Annotated in this window: 15 protein-coding genes and 1 tRNA gene; 7 read left to right on the plus strand and 9 right to left on the minus strand. The window is 70.8% G+C overall.

Annotation, left to right across the window (positions count from 1 at the left end):
- Positions 1–49: 49 nt before the first annotated feature.
- The 6 genes from IF11_RS0119000 to IF11_RS0119025 all read right to left on the minus strand — a co-directional run bounded on the left by IF11_RS0119000 (position 50) and on the right by IF11_RS0119025 (position 6,009).
- On the minus strand, positions 50–1,351 hold the full coding sequence (locus IF11_RS0119000; RefSeq protein WP_051746050.1) for an HD-GYP domain-containing protein: 1,302 nt from the start codon (positions 1,349–1,351) through the stop codon (positions 50–52).
- Entirely contained in the window at positions 1,348–2,913 is a 1,566-nt protein-coding gene (locus IF11_RS0119005) for an HD-GYP domain-containing protein (RefSeq protein ID WP_078490774.1), read from the minus strand. The genes IF11_RS0119000 and IF11_RS0119005 overlap by 4 nt, the downstream gene beginning before the upstream one ends.
- Before the next feature lie 276 nt (positions 2,914–3,189).
- Complete coding sequence (rsrA, locus tag IF11_RS0119010) at positions 3,190–3,510, minus strand: mycothiol system anti-sigma-R factor (RefSeq protein ID WP_030352831.1); 321 nt, start codon at positions 3,508–3,510, stop codon at positions 3,190–3,192.
- The gene (locus IF11_RS0119015) at positions 3,507–4,166 is read right to left on the minus strand and encodes a sigma-70 family RNA polymerase sigma factor (RefSeq protein ID WP_030352832.1); all 660 of its coding nucleotides are present in this window, start codon (positions 4,164–4,166) and stop codon (positions 3,507–3,509) included. Before IF11_RS0119015 ends, rsrA begins: the two co-directional genes overlap by 4 nt.
- 264 nt (positions 4,167–4,430) lie before the next feature.
- Positions 4,431–5,135, minus strand: coding sequence for an alpha/beta hydrolase family protein (locus tag IF11_RS0119020; RefSeq protein ID WP_030352833.1), 705 nt, complete (start codon positions 5,133–5,135; stop codon positions 4,431–4,433).
- Positions 5,136–5,193: 58 nt separating this feature from the next.
- Positions 5,194–6,009, minus strand: coding sequence for an SOS response-associated peptidase (locus tag IF11_RS0119025; protein ID WP_030352834.1), 816 nt, complete (start codon positions 6,007–6,009; stop codon positions 5,194–5,196).
- Between the two features lie 211 nt (positions 6,010–6,220).
- Here IF11_RS0119025 and IF11_RS0119030 point away from each other — a divergent pair, with 211 nt between their 5' ends.
- The 4 genes from IF11_RS0119030 (at position 6,221) to IF11_RS0119045 (ending at position 9,860) form a co-directional block, all read left to right on the plus strand.
- Positions 6,221–6,943, plus strand: coding sequence for a M50 family metallopeptidase (locus tag IF11_RS0119030; RefSeq protein ID WP_420894560.1), 723 nt, complete (start codon positions 6,221–6,223; stop codon positions 6,941–6,943).
- A gap of 114 nt (positions 6,944–7,057) precedes the next feature.
- Entirely contained in the window at positions 7,058–8,422 is a 1,365-nt protein-coding gene (gene aroA / locus IF11_RS0119035; RefSeq protein ID WP_030352836.1) for a 3-phosphoshikimate 1-carboxyvinyltransferase, read from the plus strand.
- A gap of 4 nt (positions 8,423–8,426) precedes the next feature.
- Positions 8,427–9,437 carry a ribosome small subunit-dependent GTPase A gene (gene rsgA, locus IF11_RS0119040; RefSeq protein WP_030352837.1) on the plus strand — a complete coding sequence of 337 codons (1,011 nt, stop codon included), beginning with the start codon at positions 8,427–8,429 and terminating at the stop codon, positions 9,435–9,437.
- A gap of 99 nt (positions 9,438–9,536) precedes the next feature.
- On the plus strand, positions 9,537–9,860 hold the full coding sequence (locus IF11_RS0119045; protein WP_030352838.1) for a DMT family transporter: 324 nt from the start codon (positions 9,537–9,539) through the stop codon (positions 9,858–9,860).
- On the opposite strand, the gene IF11_RS43220 is transcribed toward IF11_RS0119045, so the two are convergent.
- Positions 9,826–10,617 carry a TetR/AcrR family transcriptional regulator gene (locus IF11_RS43220; RefSeq protein ID WP_051746051.1) on the minus strand — a complete coding sequence of 264 codons (792 nt, stop codon included), beginning with the start codon at positions 10,615–10,617 and terminating at the stop codon, positions 9,826–9,828. The genes IF11_RS0119045 and IF11_RS43220 overlap by 35 nt on opposite strands.
- 132 nt (positions 10,618–10,749) lie before the next feature.
- Here IF11_RS43220 and hisN point away from each other — a divergent pair, with 132 nt between their 5' ends.
- Positions 10,750–11,550, plus strand: coding sequence for a histidinol-phosphatase (gene hisN, locus IF11_RS0119055; protein WP_030352840.1), 801 nt, complete (start codon positions 10,750–10,752; stop codon positions 11,548–11,550).
- Positions 11,551–11,726: 176 nt separating this feature from the next.
- Entirely contained in the window at positions 11,727–12,131 is a 405-nt protein-coding gene (locus tag IF11_RS0119060; protein ID WP_030352841.1) for a CBS domain-containing protein, read from the plus strand.
- A gap of 85 nt (positions 12,132–12,216) precedes the next feature.
- Here IF11_RS0119060 and IF11_RS0119065 read toward each other — a convergent pair whose 3' ends face one another.
- Positions 12,217–13,668 carry a catalase gene (locus IF11_RS0119065; protein WP_030352842.1) on the minus strand — a complete coding sequence of 484 codons (1,452 nt, stop codon included), beginning with the start codon at positions 13,666–13,668 and terminating at the stop codon, positions 12,217–12,219.
- 144 nt (positions 13,669–13,812) lie between these two features.
- On the opposite strand from IF11_RS0119065, the gene IF11_RS0119070 reads away from it, so the two are divergent.
- The gene (locus IF11_RS0119070; RefSeq protein WP_030352843.1) at positions 13,813–14,229 is read left to right on the plus strand and encodes a Fur family transcriptional regulator; all 417 of its coding nucleotides are present in this window, start codon (positions 13,813–13,815) and stop codon (positions 14,227–14,229) included.
- A gap of 126 nt (positions 14,230–14,355) precedes the next feature.
- Here IF11_RS0119070 and IF11_RS0119075 read toward each other — a convergent pair.
- A tRNA-Met gene (locus tag IF11_RS0119075) sits at positions 14,356–14,429 on the minus strand.
- Between the last annotated feature and the right edge of the window lie 22 nt (positions 14,430–14,451).

Consider the following 14,451-nt stretch of genomic DNA (forward strand, 5'->3'; position numbering starts at 1 on the left):
CATCTTGCTCTTCTTCGCATCCAACCATGCTCGGTCGGACGCCCGCTCATTACCCATGGGTTACCCCATCGGACCAGGGTCCCGACCGCCCCCGGGAGAGCACGCGCGCCAGGGATTCCACCACCTCGGGCTGGTAGTCGTGCGCCGTCCCGAGCCGGAGCCGCTCCAGCGCACTGAGCGGTCCACTCGCAGTGGCACATTCCCCGGCCAGATCGTCGTACGCATTGACGGCGCGGACAATCCGGGCGGACATCGGCTGTTCCCGGTACGGGTCCGCCTGCCGCTCCACCACCACCGCGACGGCGGCGGGCACTCCGGTCTGCCGGACCACCGCGCCGCCGAGCAGGGCGATGCGCCGCTGCTCGGCGACCGGCAGCAGGGCGGTGGCGCCGTCGGGCACCGGGTCGACGAGAGACAGCTGGCCGATGTCGTGCATCAGGGCGGCATACTCCAGAACGGTCAGTTCGGGGCCGGAGAGCCCCAGTTCACGCCCGACGGCCAGGCTCAGTTCGGCGACCCTGCGGGCATGGCCCTGGGGGGTGTATCCGGCGATCTCGGTGGCGCGGGCGAGGGAGGCGATCGTCTGCCGGTACGTCGTGCGCACCGCGGCGTACCGCCGGAAGGACAGCTGGGTCAGCAGCAGCGGCACACAGAACACCGGCAGCGCCCACAGCCCGGCGACGGCGACCCCGAGCGCGATCACCGCTCCGGTGGCACAGACCGCGGAGCCGATGTGCAGCAGCGCGCGCAGCTCGTCGCGGAGCAGGGGCCCGAAGGGGTGGCGGGTGCGGGCCCGCAGGACGAGCGCGGCCAGTACGGCGTCGCAGAGCGCGGTGAGCGCCAGCAGCAGGAGGAGCAGCATCGCGTAGCCGGGGCCGGCACCGAACCGTTCCCGCAGCCCGGCCGAGTCGTAGAGCGGCTGGAAGCAGAAGGCGGCGAAGCCGACGGTGAGAACGCGTCTCACCATGTGGTCGAGCGCGGGCCCGCGCCCCCGGGCGACATGCGGTACGGCCCCGGCGAGCCCGGCGGTGAGGACGACGGTGACGGTCTGGAGCACGCCGTGGCCGACCGGCTGTCCGGCGTTCTCGCCGAGCAGCGCGTACGCGAGGGCCCCGGCGGCGGCGACCGGCGCGGGCTCCCGCTCACCGGGCAGCGCGCCCCAGCGCGCCAGCTCACCGACGGCGATGAGTACGCCGAAGGCCAGCGCGATCCGGGGGTCGGCGAGGCCGTGCCAGAGCGTGGAGCCGAGCCCGGCGGCGGTTAGCAGCACCGCCGCGCCGTACACCGCGACGACGGTGCCGGAGACGGGTCGGCGTCCGGCGCCCGGCGCCCCGACCGCGGCCGAGGTCATCTCCCGCCGCCCCGGCCGGACCGCTCGGACCGCCCGCTCTGGCCGGTGCGCCCGCTCTGGCCTGTCCTGGCGGTACGGGCGGCGTGGGGCACATGGCCAACGCCGCTGGTCCGGGCAGGAGGGACGTTTCCGCGCCCGGCCGCGGCGGATACCGGGAGGGCGGCCGGGACGGGCGGCGGGGCGGCGGCCGGACGGGCGGGTGACGGGGCGGGTGACGCGCTGGGAGAGGGGCCGGGCGGCGGGCCCGGTGGCGCGGGCTCGTCCGACGTGACCGCCGTCTGCCAGCCGTGCCGGTCCAGCGCCCGGGCCAGCGCCCGCACCATCCGCGGATCGAACTGCGTCCCCGCGCACCGCTCCAGCTCCGCCAGCGCGGTGGGCACCGGCCGCCCCCGCCGGTACGAACGGGTCGAGGTCATCGCGTCGAAGGCGTCGGCCACGGCCACCACCCGGGCGAACTCGGGGATGCGCTGCCCGGCGAGCCCGTACGGATAGCCGGTGCCGTCGAGCCGTTCATGGTGGTGCAGGATCGCGGACCGCGCCTCGCCCAGGAATCCGATGCCGCGCACCATCTCGTGCCCGTACTCGGGATGCAGTTCGATCACCCGGCGCTCCTCGGGTGTCAGCGGGCCGTCCTTGCGCAGCACCCGGGTCGGGACGCCGAGTTTGCCGACGTCGTGCAGGATCCCGGCGAACCGGAGCACTTCGATCCGTTCCCGCTCCATGCCCAGCTCATGGGCGATCAGCACGGAGGCGTGCCCCACCCGCTCGCTATGGCCGCGGGTGTACCGGTCCTTGATGTCGACGGCCTGCACGAGCGCCCTGATGGTGGCCTGGTGGGCCGCGCGCTCGCGGTGGTACTGCGCGAAGACCCAGCAGGAGATGTACATCGGCAGCAGGACGAAGAGCGCCGAGAGCGGCCCGAAGGGACTGCGCCACAGGACGGCCATCATCAGCCCGGCCAGCCCGTGCGCGCCGAGCGGGGCGAGCGAGCGCGGCAGCAGCCCGCGCCAGGCGGTGCGCAGCGGCAGCCGCTCGGCGGTGACCAGGATGCAGCCGTCCAGCGCGGAGAGCACCAGACAGAAGGCGAGGGCCGCGGCGCCGGTCGGCAGCAGTACGTACGGGAAGTCGGGCGTCGTCAGCCCGTACCCCCCGCCGCCGAGCGCGACGGGACCGCCGAAGACCACCTGGGCCCACGCCGCCGCCCAGGTGGCGATGGTGAGCTGCGCCGCGCGCCAGATCCGCCGCGCGCTCCTCGGGCGCTGGTCGATCCGGCCGAGCAGCGCGCCCGGTACGGCGACCAGCGCGGCGGCGGCGGGCGGCAGCAGGAGGGCGGCGGCGAGCAGCACGGGAAAGAACGATCCGGCGACGACGGGTGCGGAACCGCTCGCCGAGCGTCCCAGATAGCGGCAGCGGGCGGGCAGCTCACAGAAGGCGTACAGCGCCGCCAGCAGCGAGACGACTCCCCAGGCGGTGTCGGGGCGCAGCGCGGGATGGACACAGAGGGCCGCGCAGAGCGCGGTACCCAGAATGCATACGCGCGCCGCCACCGGAATGGCCCTCACGGCGTATTCCCCCCTTCTCGGCCCGGCCCAAACAGAGGGTCAGGCTAGCGAGTTGGAGGGCGACCATCCGGCGTTTGCCGCCGATTAGCACCTTCGGGTGACAGCGGTGATATACGCGGACATACGGTGGGTACGCGCGCGAGAGTCATGCGCGGGCGCGCGCGGGGGTTTGGGGGCGCCCGCGAGCACGCGTGAAGGCGCACCGCGCCGTGCGCGATACGCCCTCTCGTCAATCTGTTCGTGCTTCTTGCTCGCCCGGCCCACTCGCCGGGCGGGCTACTCCTTGGCGACGCCCGGAAGATCCGCTCCGGCCGCCGACACCTCGTGCTCGGGCACGGCCTGTCCCGACCTGATCAGATCGATCCGCCCCATCACCTTGGACCGCAGGTCGGCCGGTACGTCGTCCTGCCCGCAGCACCGTTTGACCAGCTTCTTCACGGCCTGCTCAAGGCCGTACTTCTCCAGGCACGGGGAGCACTCCTCGAAGTGCACCTCGAACTTGGTGCAGTCGCTGTCGGGCATCTCGCGGTCGAGGAACTCGTAGAGATGATCGAGGACCTCGGCGCAATCCGTCTCATGCGGCTCTCCGCAGCTCATGAGTCCGAACCTTTCCGGTCGTCCAGCGACTCTCCGACACCCGCCGGGACGAGCCCGCGGTCACGGGCGTAGTCCTCCAGCATGCCGCGCAACTGGCGGCGGCCCCGGTGCAGTCGTGACATGACCGTACCGATGGGGGTTCCCATGATGTCCGCGATCTCCTTGTACGCAAAGCCCTCTACGTCGGCGAGATACACGGCGATCCGGAACTCTTCGGGAATCGCCTGGAGCGCGGCCTTCACGTCGGAGTCCGGGAGATGGTCGAGCGCCTGCGACTCGGCGGAGCGCAGACCGGTCGACATGTGCGACTCCGCGCGCGCCAGCTGCCAGTCCTCGATCTCCTCGGCGGCACTGCGCTGGGGCTCGCGCTGCTTCTTGCGGTACGAGTTGATGAATGTGTTCGTGAGGATGCGGTACATCCACGCCTTGAGGTTGGTTCCCTCACGGAACTGGTGGAAGGAGCCGTACGCCTTGGCATAGGTCTCCTGCACCAGATCCTCGGCATCGGCCGGATTGCGCGTCATACGCAGGGCGGCCGAGTACATCTGGTCCAGGTAGCCCAGAGCATCCCTCTCGAAACGGGCATTGCGCTCGGCGATGGTCTCTTCGATGTGGCCGTCGTCGGTCGCTCCGTCGGTCCCAGTGACCGGACCCACCTCCTCCAACGATGTGGCGGGGCCGAATGCGGACCCACTCGAATCGGAGAATAGTCGACCTTGAGGCGACGGGGCCTGCCGGTCCGCCCCGCCGGCCGCCCGAACAGAAGCGGTCTTGGCCGCGGAAAGCACCGTCCACTCCAGGTCAGTGGCGTCTGAGCGGCGCGGGCAGATGGTCGAACCCATACGACGGACTCCCTCTCATGCTCTGTCTACCGATGTTCCTCACAACAGCGACCGCGCGCCGGGCATTCCCCAGAGGTCTCACCGGGTCCCGTCCGGCACGCCGAGCCAGCCGGCGACGCCCTCGGTGATGATCCGAAGGGCCTCGTCCTGCGAGAGGGGCGCCTTCTTGGGCACGGCGAATCCATGGTCTCCGTACGGCACCTCCAGGAGCTCGTAACCGCCCCCAGGAGCGCCACCCGGCGCGGCCGGCGCGCCCTCCGGCAGTTCGGCGTACTCGGCGGGCTTGCCGAAGGGATCGTTCCCGCCCTGTACGACGAGGGTGGGCACGCCCGACTCCAGCAGCTCGGCGGCGCGGGACTTCTCCGGCCTGCCCGGCGGGTGCAGCGGGAAACTCAGGGCCAGTACGGCGTGCGCGCCCAGCTCGCGCGCCGTACGGCAGGCCACGCGCGCCCCGGCGCTGCGCCCGCCCGCGACGACCGGCACGCCCGGCTTCTCCAGCGCGGGCCAGAGCGCGCGCCATCCGGTGTCGAGGGTCTTCGGCGCCGGCGCCATCTTCTTGCCGGCCACCCGCCAGGGCTGCTCCACCAGGGCGACGCTAACCCCGAGCGGGGGCAGCGCGGCGGCCAGGGCCCGCAGGTCACGCGCCTCGATCCCGCCGCCGGCGCCATGGCCGAGGGCGAGGACGCGGCGGGGCCGCTCGGCGGGATGCCAGGTGATCCGGGCGTCCCCGGCGGGGGTCTCGACGGTCTGCTGGTCCCGCTCGGCTGTCGTGTCGCTTGTCACACAGCCATCCTCCGTCACACGGCCACCCCGGCGCGCGAACACCGGCGCGGCTGTCGCGTCAGAAGAGCGTGCTCTCCTCCGGCGCCGGCAGCTCCTCCAGCAGCTCGGGACCGTTGTTACGGACATTGCTGACGGCCGTCGTGACCGGATACGCCCGCATCAGCCCGGCCGGCGGCGGAGCGAGCAGCGTCCGCAGCTCCTCGGGGTCCGTACGGGCCGGGTCCAGCCAGGCGTCCCAGCGGTCCGGCGTCAGCATCAGCGGCATCCGGGGATGGATCTCCGCCAGCGATCCGGGGCCCTCGGCCGGGGCCACCGCCAGCGGGGTCGTCTCCGCCTCGGTGGTGATCACCGAGCAGGTCACCCACCAGGCCGACGGATGGTCGTCGGGCAGCGTGCGGTCCCGCCAGAACTCGTACAGTCCGGCCATCGCGAAGACCGAGCCGTCGGCCGGGGTGACGAAGTACGGCTGCTTGCGGGGCCGCTTCTTCTTGCCCTGCTCCTCCAGCTGCCGCTCGTCGGATCCGGTGACCCACTCGTAGTAGCCGTCGGCCGGGAGGATGCAGCGCCGTGAGACGAAGGGCCGCCGGAACGACGGCTTCTCATGCACGGTCTCGGCGCGCGCGTTGATCATCCGGGCCCCGCCCTCGGGCGTCTTGGCCCAGGACGGTACGAGCCCCCACTTGAGTTTCCGCAGCTGACGGACCGGACCGGGGTCCGCCGCCTCCTTCACGGGGCGTTCCAGAACGGCGTAGACCTCTTTGGTCGGGGCCACGTTCCAGTCGGGGGCGAGGGTCTCCTCGGGCTCCCACTTCTCGATGCCGAAGACTCCCTGAAGGTCCTCGGGCCGACGGCTCGCCGCGTACCTGCCGCACATCCTCAACCGCTCCTCTGGGCCTGCGATGGTGGCCTGCGATGGCGCCAGGTTACGCCGAACAGGTGGGGCGTCGTACGCGCGGGACGACTCACAGGTTTCCGGCGGAACCGGCGTGAGGCGCGACAGCGTTTTCCTACGTATGGCACGTCGGTGCCACACTGCCAGCCACAACACCGCCACGACGCCACCCAGCCGAGGAGCCGCCCGAGCAATGGCCAGCATCGACTCCGCCTCCATCGGCGATCTGTGGGATCGCGTCTTCGGTACCCAGCCCGCCCCGGACGACTGGCTGGTGGTCGTGACGGCGGTCGTCGCGCTCGCCGCCGTCGTACCGCGTCCGCTCTGGCGGCTCTCCCGTAACGCGATAACCATCGCGCACGAGGGCGGCCACGGGCTGATAGCCCTGGTCACCGGACGCCGGCTCGACGGCATACGGCTGCACTCGGACACCTCGGGCCTGACCGTCAGCCGGGGCAGGCCGACCGGCCCCGGCATGATCCTCACCGCCGCCGCGGGCTACACCGCCCCACCACTGCTCGGTCTCGGCGGTGCCTGGCTGCTCTCCGCGCACCACATCACCCTGCTGCTGTGGCTGACGACGGCTCTGCTGCTCGCGATGCTGGTGATGATCCGCAACGCGTACGGCGCGCTCACGGTGATCGTCACCGGGGCGGCCTTCCTGCTCATCTCCTGGCTGACCGGTCCGGACGTCCAGTCGGCGTTCGCGTACACAGCCGTCTGGTTCCTGCTCCTCGGGGGCGTACGGCCCGCCTTCGAGCTCCAGTCGAAGCGCCGGTACGGCGGCGCCGGGGACTCCGACGCGGACCAGCTGGGCCGGCTGACGCACGCGCCGCCCGCGATGTGGCTGTTCCTCTTCCACGCCGTCTCGCTCTCCTCCCTGGTCGGCGGCGGACGCTGGCTGTTGGGCCTCTGACACCGACAATTCGGCCGCTCATCCTCCAGCCCTCTTATCACCCTCTGATTACGCCCTGGTTTCTCCGTATTTGATCAGGATCGAGGTCCCTCAAGAACCACTAAAGTGTTGGCCATGACCGAAAGCTCCGTGCAGCCCGCCCTCTGGCCCGCCCCCTACGCAAACGGGGCCGTCGAAGCGACGGTCACCGTGCCCGGATCGAAATCGGTCACCAACCGTGGTCTGGTCCTCGCCGCGCTGGCCGCCGAGCCCGGCTGGCTGCGCCGCCCGCTGCGCTCCCGCGACACCCTCCTGATGGCCGACGCGCTGCGGGCCATGGGCGTCGGCATCGAGGAGACCGTCTCGTCGTCCAGCTCCGCCGCCGCTGCCGTGCCGGGCCCGAGCGGCGAGGCGTGGCGGGTGATCCCCTCGGGGCTGCACGGACCCGCCACCGTCGATGTCGGCAACGCCGGCACGGTCATGCGCTTCCTGCCGCCCGTCGCGACGCTCGCCGACGGCGCGGTCCGCTTCGACGGCGACCCCCGTTCCTATCAGCGTCCGCTGCACAGCGTCATCAACGCCCTGCGCGCGCTGGGCGCCCGAATCGACGACGACGGACGCGGCTCACTCCCGCTGACCGTGCACGGCGGCGGCGCCCTGGAGGGCGGCGCGGTGGAGATCGACGCCTCCGCGTCCTCCCAGTTCGTCTCGGCCCTGCTGCTCTCCGGAGCACGCTTCAACCAGGGAGTGGAGGTACGGCACGTGGGCGCCGTACTGCCCTCACTGCCGCACATCAGGATGACGGTCGACATGCTGCGCGGGGTCGGCGCCCAGGTCGACGAGCCCGAGACCGGTGGCGAGCCGAATGTCTGGCGGGTCTCGGCGGGCGCGCTGCTCGGCCGCGATCTGACCGTGGAGCCCGATCTCTCCAACGCCCAGCCGTTCCTGGCCGCCGCGCTGGTCACGGGCGGCCGGGTCACCGTCCCCGACTGGCCCGAGCGAACCACTCAGCCGGGTGACGCGCTGCGCGAGATCTTCACCGGGATGGGCGGTTCCTGCGAGTTCGCCGAGACCGCCGAGGGCACCAGCCTGACCTTCACGGGCACCGGCCGGATCCATGGGGTCGATCTCGATCTGAGCGAGGTCGGGGAGCTGACCCCCGGCATCGCGGCCGTCGCCGCGCTCGCCGACTCGCCCTCCACCCTGCGGGGCGTGGCCCATCTGCGGCTCCACGAGACGGACCGGCTGGCCGCGCTCACCAAGGAGATCAACGAGCTGGGCGGCGATGTCACCGAGACCGCGGACGGGCTGCACATCCGCCCGCGCCCGCTGCACGGCGGCGTGTTCCACACGTACGACGACCACCGCATGGCCACGGCGGGTTCGATCATCGGCCTCGCCGTCGCCGGCGTGGAGATCGAGAACGTCGGGACGACCGCCAAGACACTGCCGGACTTCCCGCGGATGTGGACGGACATGCTCGCGGGAGCGGGAGCCTGACGCGATGCGCCGCTACGGCAAGAACCCCGACGAGGACGACATCCGCCAGCGTCCCAACCCCAAGGGCAACCGGCCGCGTACGAATATCCGGCCCAAGCACGAGGACGCGTCGGAGGGCATGGTCCTGACCGTCGACCGGGGCCGGCTGACCTGTCTCGTCGAGGACCGTGTCGTCCTGGCGATGAAGGCGCGCGAACTGGGCCGCAAGGCCGCCGTGGTGGGTGACCAGGTCTTCCTGGTGGGCGATCTGTCGGGCAAGAAGGACACGCTGGCGCGCATCGTACGGATCGAGAAGCGCCGCTCGGTGCTGCGGCGTACGGCGGACGACGACGATCCGTACGAGCGCGTGGTCGTCGCCAACGCCGACCAGCTGGCCGTGGTCACCGCCCTCGCCGACCCGGAGCCGCGCCCCCGGCTGATCGACCGCTGTCTGGTCGCGGCGTACGACGGAGGGCTCGAACCGCTGCTCGTGCTGACGAAGTCCGATCTGGCTTCACCGGACGAACTCCTGGAGACCTACCGGGCGCTGGGCATCCGCTATGTCGTCACACGCCGCGACGAACTGGCGAGCGGCTACGCGGCGGACCTCGTACGCGAATATCTCGACGGCCGGGTCACCGCCTTCGTGGGCCACTCGGGCGTCGGCAAGACGACGCTGGTCAACGCGCTGGTCCCGGACGACCGTCACCGGATCACCGGAGACGTCAACGCGGTCACCGGACGCGGCCGGCACACCACCACCTCGGCGCTGGCGCTGCCGCTGGCGAAGGCGGACGGCTGGGTGATCGACACCCCCGGTATCCGGTCCTTCGGACTCCACCATGTCGATCCGTCCCGGGTCATCCTCGCCTTCCCCGATCTGGTGCCGGGTACGGAGGGCTGCCCGCGCGCCTGCAGCCACGACGAACCGGACTGCGCGCTGGACGCGTGGGTGGCCGAGGGCCACGCCGATCCGGCCCGGCTCTACTCGCTGCGTCGTCTTCTCGCCACGCGGGAGCGGCGCGAAGGTGACTGACTCGTACACGTTTGCCGCCCACCCCCGCCGGTAAGGGGCATAATCACACCGGACACCGGACGGTACCAAGCAGTCACTGACGCGGGGAGGCCTTACACAATGGCGTGGCTGCTGGTTGTGGTCGCCGGGATTCTGGAGACCGGCTTTGCCGTCTGCCTGAAGCTCTCCCACGGATTCACCAGGCTCTGGCCGACGATCGCGTTCGCGGCCTTCGCCCTCGGCAGCTTCGGTCTGCTGACGCTCTCGCTGAAGAAGCTCGACGTGGGTCCCGCGTACGCGGTGTGGACGGGCATCGGCGCGGCGGGCACCGCGATCTACGGAATGGTCTTCCTCGGCGATGTGGTGTCCGTACTGAAGCTTGTCTCGATCTCACTGGTGGTCACCGGGGTCATCGGGCTCCAGCTCTCGGGCTCGGCGCACTGAGCGGAGCGCGCAGGGGTGCGCGGAGCGGTGCGGTGACGGCCGTACGGACCAGTGGTCCTACGGACTCGGCGCCGGGCGCGATGAGATGGGCGAGCGCGAGCCGGACGGCCAGCTCACAGCGGTAGAGCAACTCGTCGCGGTCGTGGTCGCGTTGGCCGTGATCGCGCCGACCGGGATCACGCGGGCTGCGATCGCCTTGGCTGTGATCGCGGCGTGGACCTGGATCGCGTGGACCGGCACCGCGTGGACCGGCACCGCGTGGACCGGGATCGCGTGGGCCGGGATCGCGTGAGTCCTGGCGCAGCGCCGCCGCCGATCTGTCCCGTACCAGCGCCACCAGATCCGCGGTCCCCGGCGGCCCGGCGTCCGCGCGGCGCTGCGCCGGGACGGCGGACGTGGCGGTGGCCGCCCGCGCGGGCGGCGGCGCCGGGAGCCACTCCCCCCAGCAGCCGGTGAGCAGCGCGCGCAGCAGCGGTCTGGCCCGTGCCTCGCCGACGGTCCACTCGGCGACGGCCACCAGCCGGTCCGCGGCGTCGGCGCGCTCGCCCAACAGCCGCTCCACACCGTGAAGATAGCGATCGGCCTCACGCCGCATCAGCGCGCGGGCGAGACCGTCCTTGCTGCCGAACTCGTTGTAGAGGGTCTGCCGGGAGACCCCGGCGCCCGATGCCACATCGACCATTCTGATCGCGGACCAGGGCAGGTCGGCGAGCGCCGCGAGAGCGGATCTGAGCAGGGCTTCACGCGCTGTAGGCATCGTCGCCTCCGGGGCCGTGCGGCTCTGTGCACAGAGTTGACGGGCTGTCGCTCACTGTCAAGGTCCCGCGGCGCCTTCTCGCCGACCGGACCCCGTGGCCGGGCATCGCGCACGATGGATACTGTGACGACCATGCCCGACTACCACGATGATCTGCGCCTCGCCCATGTCCTCGCGGACGCCGCCGACGCCGCGACGATGGACCGGTTCAAGGCCCTGGACCTCAAGGTCGAGACCAAACCGGACATGACTCCGGTGAGCGAGGCCGACAAGGCGGCCGAGGAGCTGATCCGTGGCAATCTCCAGCGGGCGAGGCCGCGTGACGCGATCCTGGGCGAGGAGTACGGCATCGAGGGCACGGGCCCGCGCCGCTGGGTCATCGACCCCATCGACGGCACCAAGAACTATGTCCGCGGGGTGCCCGTCTGGGCCACGCTGATCTCCCTGATGGTGGCCGCCGAGGGCGGTTACGAACCGGTCGTCGGCGTGGTGTCCGCGCCCGCGCTGGGCCGGCGCTGGTGGGCGGCGAAGGGCGGCGGCGCGTACACGGGCCGGAGCCTCTCCTCCGCGACGCGACTGCGGGTCTCGGACGTCTCCCGCGTCCAGGACGCGTCGTTCGCGTACTCCTCACTGACCGGCTGGGAGGAACAGGGCCGGCTGGACGGCTTCCTGGACCTGACCCGGGCATGCTGGCGCACTCGCGGCTATGGCGACTTCTGGCCGTACATGATGGTCGCCGAGGGCTCGGTCGACATCTGCGCGGAGCCCGAGCTGTCCCTCTGGGACATGGCGGCGACGGCGATCGTCGTCCAGGAGGCGGGCGGCAGCTTCACCGGCCTCGACGGCCGCCCGGGGCCCCACAGCGGCAACGCGGCGGCATCGAACGGAATCCTCCACGAAGAGCTCCTCGGCTACCTCAACCAGCGCTATTGATTTTTCCGCGCGCCCCGGCGTCCGCGTCGGGCGCCCCCTTGTTCACTCCGCGCAACAGTGTCACTCTAAGAGTTCCCCCACTTGTGAACTTGTGAATCGTTTCTCCAGGGTCTTCCCGATCCGCTCGGTCCCCAAGGGACCCCGGAAACCGGTTCACCGAGGAGGTGACTCCATCCATGCTCGTCCGTGACGCCATGAGTTCGGTGGTCCTGACCATCGGCCCCACGCATACGCTCCGCCAGGCGGCCCGGCTGATGTCGGCGCGCCGCGTCGGCGCCGCCGTCGTCCTCGATCCCGACCACTGCGGGATCGGAATCCTCACCGAGCGCGACATCCTCAACTCGCTCGGTGCCGGCGAGAGCCCCGATTCCGAGACCGCCGGCACCCACACCACGACGTCCGTCGTCTTCGCCTCGCCCGCCTGGACGCTGGAGGAAGCCGCGGCGGCCATGTCCAGCGGCGGGTTCCGCCATCTGATCGTGCTCGACGCGCACGAACCGGTCGGCGTCGTGTCCGTACGCGACATCATCCGCTGCTGGGCCCCGGCCCGGCGGGAGGCGGCGGTACTGGCCGGGGCCTAGGGCCGGACAGGCCCCGGGCCCCGGGACGGCGTCAGGGGCCGGATCCCGAAGGACCCGGCCCCTGACGTCTCGGCGCGAGAGGCTGTCAGCCGCGAAGGGCCTGGACCGCGGCCTCCAGCCGCTTGCCGAAGTCACCGTCCGCCTGACGGAAGTTGTTCACCGCGCGCTCGGCGATGTCGTCGCGCGAGACCTTGGAGATGAACCCGGCGAGGTTGTCGATCAGCCGGCCCTTCTCGTCCTCGGACATCAGCCGGTACAGATTGCCCGCCTGCACGAAGTCGTTGTCCTCGGCGTGGCTCGGGGCCTCGTGGTTGCCGGTGCCGCCGGTGACCGGGACGGACTGCCACAGCGGCTTGTCCGTCTGGAACGGGCCGCCGAAGCTGTTCGGCTCGTAGTTCTTGGCGCCCTTGTGACGGCCGTCGTACAGGAAGCCGTCCCGGCTGTTCGTCCGCGCCTCGGTGGCGTGCGGACGGTTCACCGGCAGATGGTCGGCGTTGATGCCGACGCGGTAGCGGTGGGCGTCGCCGTACGCGAACAGACGGCCCTGGAGCATCTTGTCCGGGGAGGGACCGATGCCCGGCACGAAGTGGGCCGGCGAGAAGATGGACTGCTCGACCTCCGCGAAGATGTTCTCCGGGTTGCGGTTGAGCTCCAGCTTGCCGATCTCGATCGCCGGGTAGTCCTCGTGCGGCCAGACCTTGGTCAGGTCGAACGGGTTGAAGCGGTACGCGGCCGCCTCGGCCGCCGGCATCACCTGGATCTGCACCGTCCAGGACGGGAAGTCACCGCGCTCGATGGCCTCGCGCAGATCGCGCTGGTGGCTGTCCGGGTCCTGGCCCGCCAGCACCGCGGCCTCGTCCGAGGTGAGGTTCTTGATGCCCTGGTCGGTCTTGAAGTGGTACTTGACCCAGAAGACCTCGCCGGCCTCGTTGTTCCACTGGTACGTGTGCGAGCCGTACCCGTTCATGTGACGGAGCGTGGCCGGGATACCGCGGTCACCGAACAGCCAGGTCACCTGGTGGGTGGACTCCGGCGACAGACCCCAGAAGTCCCAGACGTTGTCCGCCTCCTGCGAGCCGGTGTACGGGTCGCGCTTCTGGGTGTGGATGAAGTCGGGGAACTTGATGGCGTCCTTGATGAAGAACACCGGGGTGTTGTTGCCGACGAGGTCGTAATTGCCCTCTTCGGTATAGAACTTGAGCGCGAAGCCGCGCGGGTCGCGCACCGCGTCCGCCGAGCCCAGGTTGCCCGCGACGGTGGAGAAGCGCAGGAACGTCTCCGTCTGCTTGCCGACCTCGGAGAGGAACTTCGCCCGCGTCCACTGCGAGACGTCGCGGGTCAGCGTGAACGTGCCGTACGCGCCGGCGCCGCGCGCGTGCACGATGCGCTCCGGGATGCGCTCACGGTTGAAGTGCGCGAGCTTCTCCAGCAGTGCCTGGTCCTGGACCAGAACGGGACCACCGACGCCCGCGGTCTCGCTGTTCTGGTTGTCGGCGACCGGAGCCCCGGCCTCCGTGGTGAGCGGTCCCTGCGTCACGTGCGCCTCCTGCGTCATTACTGCTCGGTGCTGTCCCTTGGCGGGTGCCGATTCCGATCCTACGATGGACTTTGTCTAAGTCAAGCAGCCATCCAAAGTCACACACATTCGGGACCTGGGTCCCCTCACTGTTAGGCTGGTTCCATGAGTGACCTGTTGGAACGACTTCGCGAACGCGGCTGGCGCATGACGGCGCAGCGGCGTGTTGTGGCCGAGGTCCTCGACGGGGAGCATGTGCATCTGACCGCCGACGAGGTGCACGCACGCGCCGTCGCCAGGCTTCCTGAGATCTCCCGGGCCACCGTCTACAACACCTTGGGTGAGATGGTGACGCTCGGTGAAGTGATCGAGGTGTCCACAGACCGCCGGGCCAAGCGGTACGACCCGAACGCGCACCGGCCGCACCACCACCTGGTCTGTGCGCAGTGCGGTGCCATACGCGATGTCCATCCGTCGGGCGATCCGCTGGCCGATCTGCCGGACGGGGAGCGCTTCGGGTTCACGATCTCGGGTGTCGAGGTGACGTACCGGGGAACCTGCCCGAACTGCGCGTCCGCGTAACCGCCTGACGCATTACCTCTTCACGAAGGGCCCCGGCGGCTGACCGCTGCCGGGGCCCTTCGTCGTAGTCGTGACGCACACGCCGGAGGCCCGGACCTCTTTCGAGATCCGGGCCTCCGGTTTCAGTAGCGGGGACAGGATTTGAACCTGCGACCTCTGGGTTATGAGCCCAGCGAGCTACCGAGCTGCTCCACCCCGCGTCGATGAACGCAACATTACGTC

The sequence above is a fragment of the Streptomyces scopuliridis RB72 genome (assembly GCF_000718095.1).
Taxonomy (GTDB): Bacteria; Actinomycetota; Actinomycetes; order Streptomycetales; family Streptomycetaceae; genus Streptomyces; species Streptomyces scopuliridis.